Origin of the sequence: Sphingomonas sp. CCH15-F11 (assembly GCF_001557005.1) — a bacterium.
Classification (GTDB): Bacteria; Pseudomonadota; Alphaproteobacteria; order Sphingomonadales; family Sphingomonadaceae; genus Sphingomonas.
Genome location: NZ_LSKG01000110.1, coordinates 16,137 through 35,824, shown reverse-complemented (window position 1 = coordinate 35,824; position 19,688 = coordinate 16,137). Strand labels below are relative to the sequence as shown.

Annotated in this window: 20 protein-coding genes; 9 read left to right on the top strand and 11 right to left on the bottom strand. The window is 67.6% G+C overall.

Going from position 1 to position 19,688, the window contains the following annotated elements; translation table 11 throughout:
- Positions 1 to 5 precede the first annotated feature (5 nt).
- The 3 genes from AX709_RS10390 to AX709_RS10380 all read right to left on the bottom strand — a co-directional run bounded on the left by AX709_RS10390 (position 6) and on the right by AX709_RS10380 (position 4,428).
- On the bottom strand, positions 6 to 944 hold the full coding sequence (locus tag AX709_RS10390) for a DnaJ C-terminal domain-containing protein (protein WP_066549265.1): 939 nt from the start codon (positions 942 to 944) through the stop codon (positions 6 to 8).
- A gap of 108 nt (positions 945 to 1,052) precedes the next feature.
- Positions 1,053 to 1,940 (bottom strand): transglutaminase family protein, encoded by an 888-nt coding sequence (locus AX709_RS10385; RefSeq protein WP_066483480.1) that lies wholly within the window; start codon positions 1,938 to 1,940, stop codon positions 1,053 to 1,055.
- 4 nt (positions 1,941 to 1,944) lie between these two features.
- The gene (locus tag AX709_RS10380) at positions 1,945 to 4,428 is read right to left on the bottom strand and encodes a circularly permuted type 2 ATP-grasp protein (protein WP_066483479.1); all 2,484 of its coding nucleotides are present in this window, start codon (positions 4,426 to 4,428) and stop codon (positions 1,945 to 1,947) included.
- A gap of 178 nt (positions 4,429 to 4,606) precedes the next feature.
- Between AX709_RS10380 and pdxH the strand changes: the two genes are divergently transcribed.
- The 3 genes from pdxH to AX709_RS10365 are packed head-to-tail and all read left to right on the top strand — an operon-like array spanning position 4,607 to position 6,932.
- On the top strand, positions 4,607 to 5,191 hold the full coding sequence (pdxH, locus tag AX709_RS10375) for a pyridoxamine 5'-phosphate oxidase (RefSeq protein ID WP_066483478.1): 585 nt from the start codon (positions 4,607 to 4,609) through the stop codon (positions 5,189 to 5,191).
- Positions 5,188 to 6,129 carry a cation diffusion facilitator family transporter gene (locus AX709_RS10370; RefSeq protein WP_066483475.1) on the top strand — a complete coding sequence of 314 codons (942 nt, stop codon included), beginning with the start codon at positions 5,188 to 5,190 and terminating at the stop codon, positions 6,127 to 6,129. Before pdxH ends, AX709_RS10370 begins: the two co-directional genes overlap by 4 nt.
- Positions 6,129 to 6,932 (top strand): PhzF family phenazine biosynthesis protein, encoded by an 804-nt coding sequence (locus AX709_RS10365; protein ID WP_066549272.1) that lies wholly within the window; start codon positions 6,129 to 6,131, stop codon positions 6,930 to 6,932. Before AX709_RS10370 ends, AX709_RS10365 begins: the two co-directional genes overlap by 1 nt.
- A gap of 39 nt (positions 6,933 to 6,971) precedes the next feature.
- Here the strand turns inward: AX709_RS10365 and AX709_RS10360 are convergent, their stop codons facing one another.
- Positions 6,972 to 8,063, bottom strand: a complete 1,092-nt coding sequence (locus AX709_RS10360) for a serine hydrolase domain-containing protein (RefSeq protein WP_066549264.1) — start codon at positions 8,061 to 8,063, stop codon at positions 6,972 to 6,974.
- A gap of 24 nt (positions 8,064 to 8,087) precedes the next feature.
- On the opposite strand from AX709_RS10360, the gene AX709_RS10355 reads away from it, so the two are divergent.
- Complete coding sequence (locus tag AX709_RS10355; RefSeq protein ID WP_066483473.1) at positions 8,088 to 8,405, top strand: hypothetical protein; 318 nt, start codon at positions 8,088 to 8,090, stop codon at positions 8,403 to 8,405.
- 10 nt (positions 8,406 to 8,415) lie between these two features.
- On the opposite strand, the gene AX709_RS10350 is transcribed toward AX709_RS10355, so the two are convergent.
- Both AX709_RS10350 and AX709_RS10345 read right to left on the bottom strand, forming a co-directional pair.
- Positions 8,416 to 9,114, bottom strand: coding sequence for a hypothetical protein (locus tag AX709_RS10350; RefSeq protein WP_066483471.1), 699 nt, complete (start codon positions 9,112 to 9,114; stop codon positions 8,416 to 8,418).
- A 68-nt stretch (positions 9,115 to 9,182) separates the two neighbouring features.
- Entirely contained in the window at positions 9,183 to 10,418 is a 1,236-nt protein-coding gene (locus AX709_RS10345) for a bifunctional alpha/beta hydrolase/OsmC family protein (RefSeq protein WP_066483469.1), read from the bottom strand.
- A gap of 237 nt (positions 10,419 to 10,655) precedes the next feature.
- Here AX709_RS10345 and AX709_RS10340 point away from each other — a divergent pair, with 237 nt between their 5' ends.
- Genes AX709_RS10340 through AX709_RS10330 form a run of 3 tightly spaced genes read left to right on the top strand, consistent with a single transcriptional unit; the run spans position 10,656 to position 12,260 of the window.
- Positions 10,656 to 10,865 carry a helix-turn-helix transcriptional regulator gene (locus AX709_RS10340; protein WP_066483466.1) on the top strand — a complete coding sequence of 70 codons (210 nt, stop codon included), beginning with the start codon at positions 10,656 to 10,658 and terminating at the stop codon, positions 10,863 to 10,865.
- Complete coding sequence (locus AX709_RS10335; protein ID WP_066549263.1) at positions 10,858 to 11,292, top strand: hypothetical protein; 435 nt, start codon at positions 10,858 to 10,860, stop codon at positions 11,290 to 11,292. Before AX709_RS10340 ends, AX709_RS10335 begins: the two co-directional genes overlap by 8 nt.
- 38 nt (positions 11,293 to 11,330) lie before the next feature.
- A complete protein-coding gene (locus AX709_RS10330; RefSeq protein WP_156454246.1) occupies positions 11,331 to 12,260 on the top strand; it encodes a TraB/GumN family protein in 930 nt (309 codons plus the stop codon).
- A gap of 83 nt (positions 12,261 to 12,343) precedes the next feature.
- Here AX709_RS10330 and AX709_RS10325 read toward each other — a convergent pair whose 3' ends face one another.
- From AX709_RS10325 to AX709_RS10310, 4 genes are read right to left on the bottom strand one after another with little or no spacing between them, the layout of a single operon-like run.
- Positions 12,344 to 13,099, bottom strand: coding sequence for an exonuclease domain-containing protein (locus AX709_RS10325; RefSeq protein ID WP_066549262.1), 756 nt, complete (start codon positions 13,097 to 13,099; stop codon positions 12,344 to 12,346).
- A gap of 57 nt (positions 13,100 to 13,156) precedes the next feature.
- On the bottom strand, positions 13,157 to 14,539 hold the full coding sequence (pgmG, locus tag AX709_RS10320; protein WP_066483460.1) for a phosphoglucomutase/phosphomannomutase PgmG: 1,383 nt from the start codon (positions 14,537 to 14,539) through the stop codon (positions 13,157 to 13,159).
- Between the two features lie 50 nt (positions 14,540 to 14,589).
- Entirely contained in the window at positions 14,590 to 14,850 is a 261-nt protein-coding gene (locus AX709_RS10315) for a J domain-containing protein (RefSeq protein WP_066483458.1), read from the bottom strand.
- Positions 14,850 to 15,623 carry a division plane positioning ATPase MipZ gene (locus tag AX709_RS10310; RefSeq protein WP_066483455.1) on the bottom strand — a complete coding sequence of 258 codons (774 nt, stop codon included), beginning with the start codon at positions 15,621 to 15,623 and terminating at the stop codon, positions 14,850 to 14,852. The genes AX709_RS10315 and AX709_RS10310 overlap by 1 nt, the downstream gene beginning before the upstream one ends.
- Positions 15,624 to 15,751: 128 nt before the next feature.
- Between AX709_RS10310 and panC the strand changes: the two genes are divergently transcribed.
- Together panC and AX709_RS10300 are read left to right on the top strand one after the other, a co-directional pair.
- Positions 15,752 to 16,600, top strand: coding sequence for a pantoate--beta-alanine ligase (panC, locus tag AX709_RS10305; protein WP_066549261.1), 849 nt, complete (start codon positions 15,752 to 15,754; stop codon positions 16,598 to 16,600).
- Positions 16,601 to 16,668: 68 nt separating this feature from the next.
- A complete protein-coding gene (locus AX709_RS10300; RefSeq protein ID WP_066549260.1) occupies positions 16,669 to 16,965 on the top strand; it encodes a sel1 repeat family protein in 297 nt (98 codons plus the stop codon).
- A 44-nt stretch (positions 16,966 to 17,009) separates the two neighbouring features.
- On the opposite strand, the gene topA is transcribed toward AX709_RS10300, so the two are convergent.
- Complete coding sequence (gene topA / locus AX709_RS10295) at positions 17,010 to 19,577, bottom strand: type I DNA topoisomerase (RefSeq protein ID WP_066549259.1); 2,568 nt, start codon at positions 19,575 to 19,577, stop codon at positions 17,010 to 17,012.
- Positions 19,578 to 19,688 lie beyond the last annotated feature (111 nt).

Below are 19,688 nucleotides of genomic sequence, written 5' to 3'. Positions count from 1 at the left end.
CGCGCTCAAGGATCCAATCGCCGTCGCGGATCATGGCGGTCGCGCCCCGGCCAGCCGCGGACGAATTCGACCAGTGCGTCATCCTCGACCGGCAGGTCGATCATCAGCGTGACCAGCTGGTCGCCGCGCCCGCCGCCCTTCTTGTGAAAGCCGCGGCCCTTCAGGCGCAGCACCTTGCCCGACGTCGCGCCCTTGGGAACGGTGAGCATCACGGTGCCCTCGACGGTCGGCACGCGGACCTGCGCGCCCAGCACCGCTTCGGCCAGCGTGATCGGCAGGTCGAGCCGGACATCGTCGCCGTCGCGGGTGAAGTAGCGGTGCGGCTGCACCTCGATCGTCACGATCGCATCGCCCGGCCCGCCCGGTCCCGGCTGGCCCTTGCCCGCCAGACGCAACTGGGTGCCGCTGTCGACGCCGGGCGCGAGCTTGAGGTCGATCGTCTTGCCGTCGCCCAGCGTGATGCGCTGGGGCGCGAGCGTCGCCGCATCGACGAACGGCACCGCCAGGCGATAGGGGGTGTTCGCGCCCTTCGGCTGGGCACGACGTCCGAAGCCGCCGAAACCGCTGGCGAAACCGCCGCCGGGGCGCGATCCGCCGCCCTGGCCGAACAGCCCCTCGAAAATGTCGCTGAAGTCGCCGCCCTCGCTGGAAAAATCGAACTGGCCGCCGCCGGGGCGAAAGCCGCCGCCATTCCCCGCACCGAAGCCATAGGGCGCGGTCGGATTGCCCTCGCCGTCGATCTCGCCGCGGTCGAAACGGGCGCGCTTGTCCTTGTCGGTCAGCAGGTCATAGGCCTGCGTGACCTTGGCAAACCGCTCCGAAGCCCGGGGATTGTCCTTGTTGTAGTCGGGATGCAGCTCCTTGGCGAGCTTGCGATAAGCCTTCTTGATCTCGCCCTCGCTCGCGGTGCGCGCCACGCCAAGCGTCGCATAGGGATCAGCCATCTGGTCTCCGAACCGTTCCTGGCACCCCCAAGGGGTGCGTTGATGCGGCATAGCACTTAGTCGCCGGGGGCGCCCGATTAAAGACGGTGGGCCTTCCGGCGGTGCCGATCAGGCCGGGTCGGCCAGCGGCTCGACATCGACCGACACCTGCATCGCCTGCGCGCCCGACCCCAGCACGACGCCGTCGATCGGCGCGACATCGCCATAGTCGCGCCCGACCGCCATGACGATATGGTCGCCCGCCATCCAGATGCCGTTGGTCGGATCGACCCCGATCCAGCCGCGTTCGGCCCCGCACCAGATCAGCACCCACGCATGGGTGGCGTCAGCACCGACCAGCCGCGGCTGTCCCGGCGGCGGCAGCGTGCGGATATAGCCCGAGGCATAGGCGGCGGGCAGACCGGCCGCGCGCAGCCCGCTCAGCATGATCTGGGCGAAATCCTGGCAAACCCCGCCGCGCTTGGCAAAGGCCTCCGCCGGCGGGGTGTCGACGAGCGTCGCGGTGGGGTCGAACGCGAATTCGCGCTGGATCCGCTGCGCCAGCGCGATGCCGGCCTCAAGGACGCCGCGATCGGGATCGAGGTCGCTGGCGCACCATTGCGCGATGTCGACGTCGAGTGGGATGCGGGGCGAGGGGAAGAGATAGGCGGCCGGGCCGGCGGCGCGCATGTCGCCGCTCGATCGCGCCGCCGCCGCGACCGCCGCGACGCTCGGATCGTCGGGCGCCGGCATCGGTACCGCACGGTCGACCGCGACGCAGGCCAGGCTTTCGATCGTCAGCGTCCGGGTTGGCTGGGTGATCACCAGCCGGGTGACGTTGGCCAGGCCGGTATTGAAGCTCGCCGCGGTCATCTCGCCGCCCGGCTCGACCGACAGATGGTGACGTTCCAGGCGCTGACCGTCCCAGGCGATCGGGCGCAGCCGGAGGTTGCAGCGCGCGAACGCCGCCGGCTCGGCATAGTCGAAGCGGGTCACATGGCGGATGGCGTAACGCATCGCGTCAGGCGAGCGTCAGGCCGCCGGCGCGCAGAGGCTCCGCGCCATGCAGGAAATAGCGCCGCGCAATCGCGTCCGAGACCTGCCCGACCTGGTTCGCCCAGTCGTCGAGCGTGCCGGCATCGATCTGTTCGACCCGCGCGATCTGCACCGCGGCCTGCAACGCCTCCGCCAGCGCCTGTTGCGGTTCGGCCAGCCCATGGTCGGACAGGACGGGCAGCCGGCGGAGATGATCGAGGATCGTCGCGGTCTGGAAGGCCAGGCTGCGGGGGTTGCCGGGATCGAGCAGCACGAGATCGAGGATGGGACGGCGCGCGATCGCGCCCAGATAGCGCTGGCGATAGCTGATCTGGCTGTCGGCCAGGTCGAGGAGCGTCGACAGGTCGTCGCCGCTCGCGTCCTCCGCCATGAATGCGCTAACGATGCGCAGGATCGTCGCCGCGCGCTCGATGCGGCGGCCGAGGTCGTGGAAACGCCACGCATCGGTGCGCGCCATGTGTTCGGCGGCCAGCCCCGCCATCGCGGCGTAGCGGCGCTGGAGCGAGCCCGCGCGGTCGAGCAGCGTGCCGCCCTGGGGAAAGGGCGCGTCGAGCAGGCGGATCATGTCCGCCGACAAGCGCTCGCGCGATACCGATCCGATGGTGCGCGCCTGGCCGATGATCGCGCGCACGCCATACCAGCCGCGATGCCCGTCCAATGCCGCTTCGGCAAACTCGGCGAGGTCGGTGCGCGACCGCGTCGGCGGGGCGGGCGCGGCGCCGGCGGCACGGATCAGGTCGACGAGCCGTGTGACGGTGTCCGCCGCGAGTGCGGCACCGGTGTCCGCGCTGATCGAATGGCCGAGCAGGACGCGGATGACGCCGAGCAATGCCTCGCCACGCTCCAGATAGCGGCCGAGCCAGAACAGGTTGTCGGCGACCCGGCTGGGCAGCGTGCCGGGGTTGCGGCGGATCTCGATGGCGCCCGCCGTCGGCAATAGCGAGATGGCCGGCACCGGATCGGGGCCATGGACGCAGACATCGGCCGACCAGCTGCCCTCCCCCATCACCGCCGCGCGCGTGTCGGGCCCGGTACCGATCCGCGCCAGACCGCCGGGCATCACCACCCATTGGCCGTCGGCACCGCGCGCAGCGAAGACCCGCAGCGTGAACGGCCGCGCCGCCAGCGCACCTTCGATCACCACCGGCATCGTCGACAGCCGTACGACCTCCCGCCCCGCATAATCCTGGGGCCGGCGCTTCAGGTCAGCGGCCAGCGCCGCGCGCTCGGAACGGCCGAGCGATGCGCCCATCACCGGCTCCGCACCCGGCAGGCCGAGCGGCGCGGGGCCAAAGGCCGGCCCGATCAACCGCTCGTCAAGATGGGCGAGCATATCATCCGCCGCGGCCGGATCGCCGCACCACCAGGTCGCGATATTGGGCAGAGTGAGCGGGCGGCCAAGCATGCGCCGGGCAAGCTGGGGCAGAAAGGCCATGAACGCCGGTGCCTCGAGCACGCCGACGCCGGGGGCATTGGCGATGACGACATTGCCCGCCGCCATGGCGTCGACCAGGCCGGCGACCCCGATCTGCGAGGCGGAATCGAACACCAGCGGGTCGAGGAACTGGGGATCGATCCGCCGCCACAGCGCATCGATGCGCTTCAGCCCGGCAATGGTGCGGACATAGACCTTGCCGTCGATCGCGGCGAGATCGGCACCTTCGACCAGGAGGAAGCCGAGATAGCGCGCCAGATGCGCCTGTTCGGCATAGCTCGGGTTGAACCGGCCGGGAGTCAGCAGCCCGATGCGCGGATCGGTGCGACGGCACGACGCGGCCAGCCCCTCGCGCATCGCCGCGAAAAAGGGTGCGTGACGCTCGATGTTGAGGCGAAGCTGCAGCCCGCTGATCGTGCGCGCGATCGCCAGCCGGTTTTCCAGCGCATAGCCCGCACCCGCCGGCGAGCGCAGATGATCGGCCAGCACGCGCCAGCCGCCATCGGGATCGCGCGCCAGATCGGCGGCGTAGAAATGCAGGTGGCGGCCGCCCGGCGGCGACATTCCCGCCATCGCACGCAGGAAATAGGGGCTGCCGGTGGCAAGCGCCGCGGGCAGCGCGCCATCGGCCATCAGCGTCGCCGGGCCATACAGGTCGGCCAGCACGGTTTCCATCAGCTCCGCGCGCTCGACGATGCCGGCTTCGACCTGCCGCCAATCGTCGCGATCGATCATCAGCGGCACCGGCGACAGCGGCCAGGGCCGCTCCTCGCGCTCGCCGGGAATGCGGTAGCCGGTGCCGATATCGTCGGCGTGGCGCTGCGCCCGCTCGCGTGCCTGATCCAGCGTGGGCGCCGCGCCGGCCAGTTCCTCGATCATCGTCGACCAGGCCGCGCGCGACGCGCCGGTTGCGGCGCACAGGGCATCCACGCCCGAATCGGCGGCGCAATAGGCGCGTTCCCATGCGCGCGCATTGTCGCTTGATTCAGGGGGTGTCGCCGATGCGCTAGCCATCGCAGTCCATGAGTGGCGCCTTCAATCCCGGTGTCGCCCCGCCGGGCGACCGGGCCGGGTGACGTGACCACAAAGGCCATGACAGCGCAACCGCGTTGCGCACGGCGGCGCATGCAAATCGAAACGCCGGTGTGGCACGTGTCTCGACAGCCTTCGGACGGGGGCCTAGATCGCCCGGATGAACGATGCCGATCCCCTTGCGCGGTTCGACGCCTGGCTGGCCGAAGCCAGCGCCAGCGAACCCAATGATCCGAATGCGATGGCACTGGCGACGACCGACGGCGTGGGGCGCCCCTCGGTCCGCATGGTGTTGTTGAAGGGGCATGGGCCCGACGGCTTCGTCTTCTACACCAATCGCGAGAGCCGCAAGGCGGGCGAGCTCGCGGCGACGGGACATGCGGCGCTGCTGTTCCACTGGAAAACGCTGCGCCGCCAGGTGCGCATCGAGGGGTCGGTGCAAATGGCCGACGACGCGACGTCGGACGCGTATTTCGCGACCCGGCCGCGCGAGTCCCGGCTTGGCGCCTGGGCGTCAGACCAATCGCGCACGCTCGACCGCCGTGAAACGTTCGAGGCGAAGTTGGCTGCCGTGGAAGCGCGCTTCGCCGGGGGCGACGTGCCCCGCCCGCCGCACTGGGGCGGCTATGTCCTGACGCCCGAACGGATCGAATTCTGGACCGATCGCGACCATCGCCTGCACGAGCGCCACGTGTTCACCCGCGATGCCGGCAATGCGTGGCGCATGACGATGCTGTTTCCATGACCGACGCCGCCGCCCTGGCCCGGCTGACCCGCAACGCGGCGCTGGCGAGCGTGGCGACCGCGATCCTGCTTGGCGCGATCAAGCTCGCCGCGGCGATCGAAACCGGGTCGGTGGCGATGCTTGGCTCGCTCGCCGATTCGCTGCTCGACCTCGTCGCCTCGCTCGTGACGCTGTTCGGCGTGCACATGGCGGCGCGCCCGGCGGATGCCGACCACCGTTTCGGCCACGGCAAGGCGGAGGCGCTGGCCGCGCTGTTCCAGGTCGCGATCATCACCGCGTCGGCGATCGCGATCCTGATTCAGGCACTGCGGCGCTTTTCGGCCGGCGCGGCGACCGCGCATGCCGAAATCGGCATCGGCGCGTCGGCGGTGGCGATCGTCGTCACGCTGCTGCTGACCCGCTATCAGCGCCGGGTCGTCGCCGCGACGGGGTCACTCGCGATCGGCACCGACCGGCTGCATTACGAATCCGACCTGTGGCTCAACCTGTCGGTCATCGCCGCGCTGACGCTCGAGCGCGGGCTTGGATGGCGTGGCATCGACCCGATGTTCGGCGTGGCGATCGGGCTGTGGCTGTTGTTCGGCGCGTGGCGCGCATCGGTCGCGGCGATCAACCAGCTGATGGACCGCGAATGGCCGGACGAGAAGCGGCGGCGCTTCGTCGAGGTCGCCAGCCGCCACCCCGAGCTGCGCAACCTCCACGACCTGCGCACCCGCACCAGCGGCGCGCGCGATTTCGTGCAGTTCCACATGTGGATGGACCCCGACATGACGGTCGCCCGGGCGCATGACGTGGTCGAGGCGCTGGAGCGCCAGCTGTCGGAAGCGTTTCCCAATACCGAGATCCTGATCCATATCGACCCCGAGGGGCAGGTGGATCATCCCGGCAACGACCTGATCGAAGCCGACGAACTCGCCCGCCTGCCCAAGGAGCCATGATGACCCGACTGCGCTTTTTCCAGGTCGACGCATTTGCCGATCGCGCCTTTGCCGGCAACCCGGCTGCGGTCATGCCGCTCGACCAATGGCTCGACGACGCAGTGCTTCAGGCGATCGCGGCCGAAAACAACCTGTCGGAAACCGCCTTCTATATTCCGGATGGCGACGGCGACGCCGATTTCGAGCTGCGCTGGTTCACCCCGACGACCGAGGTCATCATGTGCGGCCATGCGACGCTCGCGTCGGGCCATGTCGTGCTCGGGCTCGACCAGGCGCGCGACCAGGTCCGGTTCCGGACCCGCCGGGCCGGCATCCTGGAGGTGCGGCGCGACGGCGATGGCTATGCGATGGCACTGCCCGCATGGACGCCCGCCCCGCGCGCCTTGCCGCACATCGTCGCGGCGCTGGGCGTCGATGCGGGTGCGGTCCGCGACACGCTGTGGCACGATGCGGGCAACAGCCTGATCGTCTTCGACCATGCCGACCAGGTAATGGCGCTGACGCCCGATTTCCGCGCGCTCGCGACCCATGGCGACGTGCTGGTCATCGCCACCGCACCGGGCACCGACAGTGACGTGATGAGCCGGGTATTCGCACCGGGTGCCGGGATCGACGAGGACCCGGTGACGGGCGCAGCGCATGCGGTGCTGACCCCCTATTGGGCAAAGCGGCTCGGTCGCGCGCAATTCACCGCCTTTCAGGCGAGCACGCGCGGCGGGCGGATCGCCTGTACCGATGCCGGCGACCGAGTCATGTTAGGGGGCGGGTGCGTGTCGGTGATCGAGGGCAGCTTCCTGCTCTGATCCACCCTTGGGACAGGGTTCAATCGAGCCAGTCCGACGTCAGGGCAGAGGGCCCTGGTGCGCGAAGACCGCTGCGGTGATGTCCCCCAGCCGGGCACGCACCGGCGGCAGCTGATCGTCCTGGGTCTTGCCGAGGCGCACCAGGATAATCGTCCGCGCCGGGCCACCCGGCGCGACAGGGGCGGACGCCGCGACGACATATTGGCCCAGATGGCCGATTGCGCTGACCGTTCCCGGCGGACCCTTGCCGGGGAACAGCGTCTCCTCACCGCCGGCCACATTGCGCCAGGTCTGGCCGCCATAGATGGGATCGGCAGGCGACGGCGATTTCATGAACGCCAGCCATTCGGGCGCGATCACCTGGCGGCCGTCGGCACCGCGTCCGTCGAGCAGCAGCCGGCCAAAGCGCGCCCAGTCGTCGAGCGGCATGTGCAGGATCGATCCGCCGACCTGCGTGCCGGCACCGTCGAACTCGAGGAACACGCGACGCATCGCGGCGGGTGCGAACAGCCGCTGTTCGGCAAAGTCGCGATAGGCCTTTGCGCGCACGCGGGGATCGCGGCTGTCGGTCAGCGTCCTCGTGATGATCTCCGCCAGGATGATCGAGGTGAGCGAGCTGTAGCGAAAGCGCTTGCCCGGCGGATCGGCGAGCGGGGCGGCGATCGCGCGCGCCGCCATGTCCTGCGTCCCGCCGACGAACAGCACCTGGTTCGTGTCCGACGCCTCGATCGGTTCGCCGACTTCGACGTGGCGCAGCCCCGACGCCATGTTGAGCAGGTGACGCAAGGTGATCGCGCCGCGCGGATCGCCGGGCCGCCGCCACTCGGCAATCGGTGCGGGTGCATCGAGCTTCAGCCGGCCATCGGCGACCAGTTCCCCGATCAGCATCGCCGTGACCGTCTTGGCCATCGACCAGCTGATGAAGCGGTTGGCGTCCGAATAACCGGGCGCATAACGACGCGCGACCACGCGCCCGTCGACGATCAGTATCGCCGCGCGGGTTTCCGCAAGCGTGGGATCGAACAGCGTGTCGAACATGGCCGGTGCGGAAGCCGGCGCGTCTCGCGACACGGCCGATGCCGCCGGCAGCGCGAGCGCCAGGCCCAGCGCGAGGATCGCTTGCAATCGCATCGCGCCAGCCTAGGCTCGGCAGCGATGATGGCAAGGCGCATCGCGATCTGGGGAACGCTGGCGGTGGTGGCGCTGACCGGCGTCGGGCTATGGCTTTACATTCGCGCGATGCAGCCGCAGCTGGCACTGGGCGTCGGCTATGGCGCGCGGGTCGCCTGCGCGTGCCGCTATATCGGCAATCGCAGCCTGACCGATTGCCGCAAGGATTTCGAACCCGGCATGGAGCCGATCCGCCTGGCCGAAAATCCGCGCACCCGCACCGTCACCGCGTCGGTACCCCTGATCGCCAGCCGTTCGGTCCGCTTCGACCCGCTGCTCGGCTGTCAGCCCGCACCGCTCTAGCCGCCTGGGCTCAGGCCGTCTTCTTCAACGGCAGCGCGAACAACCCGTCCGCGCCGATCGTCCAATAGGCCGCGTAAGCCTGTACATAGGTGGTCATGAACGCCTCAACATTGGCCGGAACGACATGATATCCGCCGATGTTTGAATCGAAGATGTAGATCTTGCCGAACCGGCGTCCGATCGCGATGGCGTGCGAGCCCGGCTCGTTCGCCGCGGTCTTGAAATTGTAGGAGAGATAGGCGGCGACGCTATCGGTGACCTTGCCACTCCAATAGGTGGCGAAATCGACCAGGCTTGAATCGAACGACATCAGGTCCCTGCCCATGACCGCAACCTCCAGACCCATGCGGTTCGCCATTTCAGCAACGGCGTCGCGGTTTCCCACCGTCTCAAACCGCTTCACATAGGCCGACTGGAACCGGACGGCCTCGTTGTAGAGGCCTTCGTTGTGCGTGTTTTTCGATGATACACCCTCGTCGCGATTGAAGGAAAAGTTGTCCAAGTCCATCAGCAACCGGTTACCCAGCAGTTCGCCGATGAACCTGAGCGAAATCGCGGCGCAGACGCCCTTGCCGTAATTGAACGCGCCGTCACCGGTCAGGGAAGCATTGACGTTTTCCCAGAATGCCAGCTCGTTATCGAGCACCTTGCCCTGCTTGAACTTGATGATCTTTTGACCGTGATTTTTGAGGTTGCGGAAAACCGCCATCACTCGAGCTCCTGCTGCTCCGGTTGAACCTGTTCGGAACGTGCATGCATTTCGTTTCGCTTTCGCGACTATTCGCCGGGTTCGGCGGCGCGCGTGTGAATATGCAGGTCGCCGGTCAATGTCTTGTGGACCGGGCATTTGTCCGCGATGACCATCAGCCGTGCACGATCTTCGGCACTCAGGTCGCCGGTTAGCGAAACGGTACGGTCGATTGCCTCGATCCGGGTCCCGCCCTCCTCGCAATGATCGCAATCCTGCGCGTGGTTGCGGTTATGGCTGAGCATCACCGTCACCTTGTCCAGCGCGATGCCCTCGCGCTCGGCATAGAATTTGAGCGTCATCGACGTGCACGCGCCCAGCGACGCGAGCAGCAGGTCATAGGGGCTCGGCCCCGCGTCCTCGCCTGCGAGCTTGCGCGGCTCGTCGGCGATCCAGCGATGCGCGCCCGCCTCGATCAGGGTGCCCCACTTGCCCGCACCGTTCGACACGCGCACCGCGCCCTCGTCCAGCACCGGAGTGGCGAGCGGCGGCAGATAGCGCGCCACCCAGGCCGCGATCAGGTTGGCGGCATATTCGGCATCGGCCAGCCGCGTCAGCAGGTGATCGGCGTCGTCGAGCGACACGAAGCTCTTGGGATGCCTGGCCGCGTCATAGATGAGACGCGCATTCTCGATCCCGACGGTCGCGTCGCGCGGCGCGTGGAGCACGAGCAGCGCGCGGCCGAGCGCCGCGATGCGCCGCTCCGGCTCCACGCCCTGGACCGCGTGGAGGAAGTTGCGGCTGACCTTGAACGGGCGGCTGGCGATGCGGACGTCGCCCTCGCCCTCGCGCTCGATCCGATCCCAGTCGCCATCGATCTGATGCAGCACATGCGCGGCATCGAACGGCGCGCCGATCGTCACGACCGCCTTGGCTTCCGGCACGCCCGCCGCGGCTGCGAGCACCGCGGCACCGCCCAGACTGTGGCCGATCAGGATCGAGGGCGCCTCGATCGTCGCGCGCAGGTGATCGGCCGCCGCGATGATGTCGGCGACGTCGGCGGCAAAACCGGCATTGCCGAAATCGCCGTCGCTGCCCCCCAAGCCGGTGAAGTCGAATCGCAGCGTCGCGATTCCGGTGCGTGCCAGCGCGGCGGTCAGGCGGGTCGCGGCGTGGCTCTGCATCGTGCAGGTGAAACAGTGCGCGAACACCGCGACCGCGCGAATCGGGCCGATCGGCCGTTCGAGTCGCGCTGCCAAGGCATGGCCGGCGGCGCCGGTGAACTTGAACGATTCGCTGGGCACCTTGCTCTTCTCCCCGATCATTGCGCGAAAATCGCTGACCGAACGCTCTCTAGCATGACCCGCCGCGCAGTGACCAAATGCGCGGAAAACCGGAGCAATCCGATACAATTAGCGTCACGCGGCCCTGACATGATGTCATGGTCGGGCGACCTTTGGTCATGGAGACTTGACATAGTCAGATGACGGTGTCATTTAGTCAGTGTTGCATGACATAACGTCATGCGATAGTGACAGTCGGGAAGGATCGCCGGAGTGTTCATGAAAAACCGTCTCAAGGTATTGCGTGCCGAGCGGGACTGGAGCCAGGCGGAGCTTGGCGGCCGCCTGGGCGTGTCGCGCCAGGCGGTGAACGCGATCGAAACGGGCAAATACGATCCCTCGCTGCCGCTGGCGTTCAAGATCGGCCGATTGTTCGATCTCAGGATCGAGGAGATTTTCGATGACGGGGAAGGAAATGATCATGGCTAATCCCGCCGATCTGCCGAAGGGCGCGGGTGAAGCGGCGTTGAAGGCGCGGCGTCGGCGGATTCTCGTCATCATCGGCACGCTTGCAGCCAGCGGCTTCGTCATCGGTTTTCTGAGCGCCCATTTCGAACGCGAGGACGGTGAATTCCTTGAAGGCATTCCGGCAGCATGGGCGATCATCGCGTCGCTGGTCTTCCTTTTGACCTGCACGGTCGGGACGTGGCGGTATTTCAAGGCCGTCGACGAATTTGAACGCCGCGACAACAGCTGGGCGATGATGATGGCGTTCAACGTCTACCTGGTCGGCTACCCGATCTGGTTCCTGCTCTGGAAAGGCGGGCTGGTCCCCGAGCCGAGCCATGAAATTATCTTCGTAGTGCTCTACTTCGTGTTGATGGCAGCCTATGGCTGGAAGAAATTTCGACCCTGAACTGACCCAAACCAACCTCTTTTGACTGGAGAAACAAAATGTTGCGGACAATCCTCTATGTCGGCGCGGCGATGACGCTCGCCTACTTCCCGCCCTCCGCCGCCCAGCCCGCGCCCCAGGCGCAGTCGGCGGCGACCGCCCCGGCCGCCCCGGCCACGGTCGATGCCGACCCGGCGCTGTGGGTGGTCAAGGACGAGGACACCACCATCTACCTGTTCGGCACCGTCCATGTGCTGAAGCCGGGGCTGAGCTGGTTCGACGAGGCGGTGAAGACCTCGTTCGACAAGAGCGACGAGGTCGTGCTCGAACTCGTCATGCCGACCGAACAGGAAGCGCAGCAGGCTGTGGCAGCCCGGGCGGTGAACCCGACGGGCCCGTCGCTGACCGAGAAAATTCCTGCTGACAAGCGGGAAGCGTTCGTCAAGGCGCTGGCGTCATTGGGAATCCCGGCCGCCGGGCTGGATCGCGTCGACCCATGGTTCGCGGCGACCACCTTGTCGATGGTCTCGACGATGAAGAGCGGCTATCAGCCCAACGCCGGGGCCGAAATGGTCATCTCGGCGGCTGCCAAGCAAGCGAACAAGCCCGTCGTTGGCCTCGAAACGCTCGACGAACAGCTCGGCTTCTTCGACTCGCTGCCGGAAACGGCGCAGATCGAATTGCTGAACGCGACCGTCGAGCAGCTGCCCGAAATCGCTACGTTTACCGAAAACCTGGTCAGCAAATGGGCTGCGGGGGATGCAGAAACGCTCGGCACCATCATCAATGACGCGCTGCGCGAATCGCCTGAAGTGTCGAAAGCCATTCTGAACGACCGCAACGAACGCTGGGCAAGCTGGATCAACACGCGCCTTGAAAAGCCCGGCACCGTGTTCATCGCGGTCGGCGCGGGGCACCTGGCCGGCCCCGACAGCGTCCAGGTGAAGCTCAGCCCCTACAAGGTGAAGGCCGAGCGCATCAAATACTGACCTCTTCCAGCGTGCAACTGGCGAACTGGGCGTCGACGGTGTCGGCGCCCGCTTTTTTCGGCCGTTGGCGGTCGCAGCGTAACCTATAGGAGCTGTTGCTGGCGCGATTCACGGCCAATCGCGCCGCCGCCCCGGCGGCGTGCGTGTTCATGCTCCGCAGTGAAGCGAATATCCTCGTCGCGATCGGTCAGGAACGCAGCCAGCGCATCGTCGTCGATCTCGCTCCATTCGCGTCCGCGATAGGGGCCGTAGCGCACGCGCGGCAGCAGCCCCGGCACCTTCGACCAGGCGATCAGCTGCTCGACACTGGCCAGGTTGAGCATGTCGCGCAGATGGAAAGCGGTGACATAGGCATCGGGAAAGGCGCGGTGTGCGGGCAGGCCGCGTTCGTGCTCCATCCCCTCCGGGCGCCGCCAATAGCGCAGCATCTGGTTTGAGAAGCCCGGCGATTCGGGCCACAGCCTGAGCGCGCATTTCCAGGTGCAGATCCAGTCCGCGCCGTGGGTGAGCGCAGGCGTGCAGAATTGCGCCTCGAACGACGCGCGATGCGCCGCCAGCGCCACGCGGCGGGGCCACGGGTCGAGGATCGGGCGTGCGACGTCGTGCCACCACGGCGCGTCCGCGACATGTTCGTCCAGGATGTGATGCACCGCCATCGTCACCGGCGGGATCGGCCGACCGGGATTGACCAGCGTCGATCCGCCCTCGCCCATCAGTCCCCAGCGTCCGTCCGACCCGAGCGCCACGTCCTGCCAGCCGATTTCGCACACCGCGTGGGTCGGCGGTGCCGCCCCGGTGGTTTCAAGGTCGATGACACGGACGATCTGGGGCGCGGGCATCGCCGCTATGTGGGCGCGATCGGCCGGAGGCGCTACCCCTCCGACGCGGGATCGTTTTCAGTGCCCCGCTTGCGGCCCCCGCTCGACCCCGCTTGCGGCCAGTTGCGCGTCGATCATCGCCACCAGCCGGTCCAGCCCGGCCTGATCGAGCGATTCCGCGCGCGCGACCAGCACATCCTGGGTGTTGGACGCGCGCAGCAGCCACCAGCCGTCGGGGGTGTTGACCCGGGCGCCGTCGGTGTCGTTGACCTGCGCGCCTTCGTCCTTCAGCCGCGCGAGCACTTCATCGACGATCGCGAACTTGCGGCTCTCGTCGACCTGGAAACGCATCTCGGGCGTGTTGACCATCGCGGGCATCTCGCTGCGCAGCTGGGTCATCGACTTGCCGATCATGTGGACGGCGCGGATCAGGCGCACGGCGGCATATTGCGCATCGTCAAAGCCGTAATAGTCGTGCGCGAAAAAGATGTGGCCGCTCATCTCGCCCGCCAGCGGCGCGCCGGTTTCCTTCATCTTGGTCTTGATCAGGCTGTGGCCGGTCTTCCACATCACCGGGTTGCCCCCCAGCTCGGCGATGCGGTCGTACAGTGCCTGGCTGGCCTTCACATCGGCGATGATCGTCGCGCCGGGCACCTCGCGCAGCACCGGCTCGGCCAGAATGGACAGAAGCTGATCGCCCCAGATCACCCGACCTTCGCCGTCGATCGCGCCGATCCGGTCGCCGTCGCCGTCGAACGCCAGTCCGAAATCGAGCTGCTTTTCCGCGACCAGCCGCTTCAGATCGGCCAGATTCTTTTCCTCGGTGGGATCGGGATGATGGTTGGGGAAGTTGCCGTCGACATCGGTGTAGAGCAGGTGGTGCTCGCCGGGCAGCAGCTTGACCAGCCGCTCGATCACCGGGCCGGACACGCCGTTGCCCGCGTCCCAGCCGATCCGGTAGCTGCCCCCGGCATAGCCGGCCATCAGTCGGCCGACATAATCGTCCATGATGTCGACGTCGGTGACGGTGCCGCTGCCGTCCTCCCAGTCGCCGTCGGCGGCCATGCGGCCCAGCGTCTGGATGTCCGCGCCGAAAAACGGGCGGTGCTGAAACACCATCTTGAAGCCATTGTAATCGGCGGGATTATGGCTGCCGGTTATCTGGATGCCGCCATCCACTTCTAGCGTGGCTTCGGCGTAATAGAGCATCGGCGTCGGGCCGAGCCCCACGCGGACGACGTCGACCCCGCTCGACGTCAGCCCGTCGATCAGTGCGGCCTCGAGCACCGGCGACGATGCGCGCCCGTCCCGCCCAACCGCCACCCGCGTGCCCCCCGCGCGGCGCAACAGCGTGGCGAATCCGCGCCCGATCGCGCGCGCGTCATCCTCTCCCAGGGTTTTTCCGACGACGCCGCGAATGTCGTATTCTCGGAGCGAAGTGGGGTCGAAACGATGGGTCATGCGGGCCTCCCTGAGTGACGCGCGCCTCTTCGGCGAGCCGGCGACAAAACTCAATGGCGCAGGCGTCTCAACAACACGTCACGTGCCGCATTGATCCGTCGGGTCAACGCTTCCGATCCGCCGCGGTCGGGATGGACCGCCTGGACCAGCCGGCGGTGTGCGGCGCGGATCTCGTCCGCGTCGGCATTGCGCCCGACGCCCAGGATTTCGCGCGCCTCGGCTTCCTCGGGCAGGGCCGGCCGCGGCGGCTTGCGCAGGAAAAACCACCAGATCGCGGCGGCCACCGCCGCCACCAGCACCAGCTTGGCCATCAGGCGAACATCGGCAGCGTCGTTTCAGGCAGCGCCAGGCCCGCCATCATCTCGCGCAGTTCCTGGCGCGCGGCGACATGCGCGAGCGCCATCTCCCCGAATTCGCGCGAATCGAGCATGGTCAGCCCCTGGGGAAACAGCTCGCGATAGATGACGCGCTCCGACAGGCCCGAGATGACGCGAAAGCCGACGCGCTTGGCGAGCTGCTCGATCGCGCTCGCCACGCGCTTCATGTTGCGCGCCTCGATGTGCTGCATGCGGTTGCGCAGCACCACCCAGTCGATCGTCGATCCGTCCGCCTTGGCGCGGTGCTTGCGCGATTCCCAGATCTGTTCGGAGTAGAAGCTCGGCCGCGTCACCTTGAACGTGTCGGGATCGACCTGGCCGATCAGGTCGAGGTCGACAAAGCTGTCGTTCATCGGCGTGACCAGCGTGTCGGCGTTGGTCACCGCGATGCGCGCGAAACGATCGTCGCGGCCCGGCGTGTCGATGACCAGATAATCGGCGTTGCGGCTGAGCGTGTCGATCGCCTCGGTGAAGAAGGCCAGGCTTTCGCCGTCATGGGTCAGATGTTCGGGCATCGGCAGCGCGCGGCCGGTCCGCTTGATCGTCGCGGCGCGGTTGTCGAGATAGCGGCCCAGCGTGCGCTGGCGGTGATCCAGGTCGAATGCGGCGACGCGATGCCCCTTGGCAGCGAGCGCAATGGCAACATGGACCGCCGTGGTCGACTTGCCGGTGCCGCCCTTTTCATTGGCGAACACGATGACGTGCATCCGCCCGAGCCCCGTCGCCAAACCGCCGCTCGAAACTTCGCCCAACCCCGGAAATCCTTTGTTGATCCGCTGCCACGCCGCCCATAGAAGGCCGCCCCTCGAAAGTCCTTATCGGAGGCCCGACGCCCGTGCAAACCATCCGTGACCTGCCCGCTCTGCGCGACGCGACCGCCGCGTTCCGGACGGCCGGGGAGCGTGTGGCGCTGGTCCCGACCATGGGCGCACTGCATGAAGGGCATCTGGCGCTGGTCGAGGCGGCGCGGCGTGCAGCCGACCGGGTGGTCGTGTCGATCTTCGTCAATCCGATGCAGTTCGGGGCGGGCGAGGACCTGTCGCGCTATCCCCGCCGGGAGCAGGCGGACGCGCGGATGCTGGCCGACGCCAAGGCCGATCTACTCTGGCTGCCCCCGGTCGAGGTGATGTATCCGGCGGGCTTTGCCACCCGCGTCACGATGACCGGGGTGAGCGAGGGACTGGAGGCCGATCAGCGCCCGGGTCATTTCGACGGGGTCGCCACCGTTGTCGCCAAACTGTTCAACCAGGTGCGCCCCGACGTCGCGCTGTTCGGGGAAAAGGATTACCAGCAGCTGGCGGTGATCCGCCGCATGGTCACCGATCTCGACCTGCCCATCGACATCATCGGCGTGCCCACCCAGCGCGAGGACGATGGCCTGGCCCGGTCTTCGCGCAACATCTATCTGGCGGGGGACCACCGCGCCCAGGCGGTGGCGCTGCCCCGCGCGCTCGGCGTCGCCGCCCGCACGATCGAACGCGGCGGCGAAGTGGCGGCGGCGCTCGCCCAGGCGCGCGATACCCTGACCCAGGCCGGGTTCGAGGTCGATTATGTCGAGCTGGTCGACGCGGTGACGCTGGCCGCGTTCGACGCGGCACGCCCGATGCGCCTGCTCGCCGCCGCGCGAATGGGCGGCACGCGGCTGCTCGACAATGTCGCGGTGGCCCCGATCACTTCTGGTTAATCGCGTTAACCATTTGTTGAAACTGTGACGGCAATCCTTCCCCTGGCAAAGAAGGGGATGGGGGCATCATGGCCAACAGTCTGAAGAGTGCGCGGTTTCTGATCGAAAGCCGTCTGGAGGACGCCGCGCGCGGCGACACCGACGCCTATTTCGATCTCGGCATGGTTTATTCGAGCGGATCGGGCGGGGTCGGCATCGACCTGATCGAAGCGCATAAATGGTTCAATCTCGCCGCGATGACCGGGGACACGCGGGCTCAGCTCTGCCGCGCCGAAGTGGCCGATGAAATGACCGCACGTGAAATCGCGCTGGCGCAGAAGCAGGCACGCGCCTGGCTTCAGATGACCAGCCTCAAGGCGGCGTGACATGATCCGCTGGCCCCGCCCGAGCGACGCATCGCCCGGCGCGGTCAGCTCTTCGTCACCGCTTTCTTCGCAGCCGCTTTCTTCGGCGGCGCCTTCTTCGCCGGGGCCTTGCTGGACCCCGCCGGCTTCCTGGACGCCGCCTTCTTCCTGCCCTTGGCCGGAGCCGCTGCGGCCTTCGCATCGATCAGCGCCACCGCCTCCTCGGGCGTGAGCGCGTCCTTGTCCGCCGATTTGGGCAGCGTCGCATTGGTCGTGCCGTCGGTCAGATAGGCGCCATAGCGCCCCTCCATCAGCTTGATCTCCGCGCCCGAAACCGGATGCGCGCCGAAGCTGCGCAGCGGTTCGCGCGCTGCCCCGCGCTGGGGCCGGCCGCCACCGGCAGCGGCTTCGGCGAGCTTGACGACCGCCGCGTTCATGCCGGTATCGAACACCTCCATCGTCGAGGTCAGCCGCGCATATTTGCCGTTATGCGCCAGATAAGGCCCATAGCGGCCGATTGCCGCAGTGATCGGCTCGCCGCTCTCCGGATGCAGGCCGACGGTGCGCGGCAGCGACAACAGCTTGAGCGCCCATTCCAGATCGGGTTCGGACACATCCTTGGGGATCGACGCGCGCTTGGCGTCCTTGCCGTCGCCCAGTTGCAGATAGGGGCCGAAGCGCCCCGACCGTCGCGAGACGTCGAGCCCGGTTTCGGGATCCTGACCCAGCACCTCGGGCCCCGTGTCCTCGCCCGCCTCGCCGCCGCCCTGGGCGAAGCGGCGAGTATATTTGCATTCGGGATAGTTCGAGCACGCAACGAAGGCGCCGAACCGGCCGCCGCGCAGCGCCAGCCGACCCGCACCGCAATTGGGGCACAGCCGCGGGTCCGATCCGTCGGCCTTGGGCGGGAACAGATAGGGCTCGAGAAACTGGTCGAGCGCGGCGGTGATGTCGGAGGGCTTCTGCTCCATCACCTCGGCGGTGCGCGGCTTGAAATCGCGCCAGAAGGCGTCGAGCACCGCCTGCCACGCCGCCCGGCCACCGGACACGTCGTCCAGCTCCTCCTCCAGGCCGGCGGTGAAGTCGTAGCTGACATATTTCTCGAAGAAGCGTTCGAGAAACGCGGTCAGCAGCCGGCCCGACTCCTCGGCAAAGAAGCGGTCCTTCTCGACGCGCACATAGGCGCGGTCCTTGAGCACCTGAATGATCGAGGCATAGGTCGACGGGCGGCCGATGCCCAGTTCCTCCAGCCGCTTGACCAGCGACGCTTCGGAAAAGCGCGGCGGCGGCTGGGTGAAATGCTGCTCGGCGGTCACGTTCTTGCGCGCGGGGGCGTCGCCCTCGCGGATCAGCGGCAGGCGGCGTGAATCCTCGTCACCCTCCTCATCCCGGCCTTCCTCGTACAGCGCCATGAAGCCGGGAAAGAGCACCACCTGGCCAGTCGCGCGCAGCGCGTGGCGGCCGGTGCCCTCCTCCAGTTCGACGGTGGTACGTTCCAGCCGCGCCGATGCCATCTGGCTGGCCAGCGCGCGCTTCCAGATCAGCTCATACAGCCGCGCATGATCGCCCGATCCCATCCGGTCGCGGCTGAAATCGGTCGGCCGGATCGCTTCATGCGCTTCCTGCGCGTTCTTCGCCTTGGTCTGGTACTGGCGCGGCTTGTCCGGGACATAACCGCCGTCATAGCGCTGGGCGATCGCGCGGCGCGCCGCGTCGATGGCGCTGCCGTCCATCTGGACGCCGTCGGTGCGCATATAGGTGATCGCACCGTCCTCGTAGAGGCCCTGGGCGATGCGCATCGTGTGGCTGGCGGAAAAGCCGAGCTTGCGCGCGGCTTCCTGTTGCAGGGTCGAGGTGGTGAACGGCGGCGGCGGGTTGCGCGTCGCAGGCTTGGTTTCGACCGACGCGACGCTAAAACGCCCTGCTTCGACCGCGGCCTTGGCGCGCAGGGCGGTGCCTTCGTCGCCGATCGACAGCCGGTCGAGCTTGGTGCCGTCAAAGCGCACCAGCCGCGCCTGGAACGGCGTGCCGTCCTGTTCGAACTCGGCGATGACCGACCAATATTCCTGCGGCCGGAACCCCTCGATCTCGCGCTCGCGCTCGACGATCAGGCGCAGCGCGACCGACTGCACGCGCCCCGCCGACTTGGCGCCGGGCAGCTTGCGCCACAACACCGGCGACAGGGTGAAACCGACCAGATAATCGAGTGCACGCCGCGCGCGATAGGCGTCGATCAGGTCGGTATCGAGCTGGCGCGGCTGGGCCATCGCCTGCAGCACCGCCGCCTTGGTGATCGCATTGAAGGTGACGCGCTCGACCTCGCCCGGCAACGCCTTGCGGTGCTTCAGCACTTCCTGAACGTGCCACGAAATCGCCTCGCCCTCGCGGTCGGGGTCGGTGGCCAGGATCAGCCGGTCGGCCTTCTTCGCCTCGTCGGTGATCGCCTTCAGCTGCTTCGACTTGTCGGCATAGGTTTCCCACGCCATCGCGAAATCTTCATCGGGGTTCACCGATCCGTCCTTGGGCGGCAAATCGCGGACGTGCCCGTAGGAGGCGAGCACGCGATAGTCCTTGCCCAGATATTTCTCGATGGTTTTCGCCTTGGCGGGCGATTCGACGATGACAAGCTGCATGGGGTGCGACGGTTCCTTACGTGTACGCGCGAGGATGGAGAGCGGCACGCGGTGGCGTCAAGCGGCGTTGCCCGCCCGATGACGCGGTGCCGCTCATGGCGCGGTGCGGAC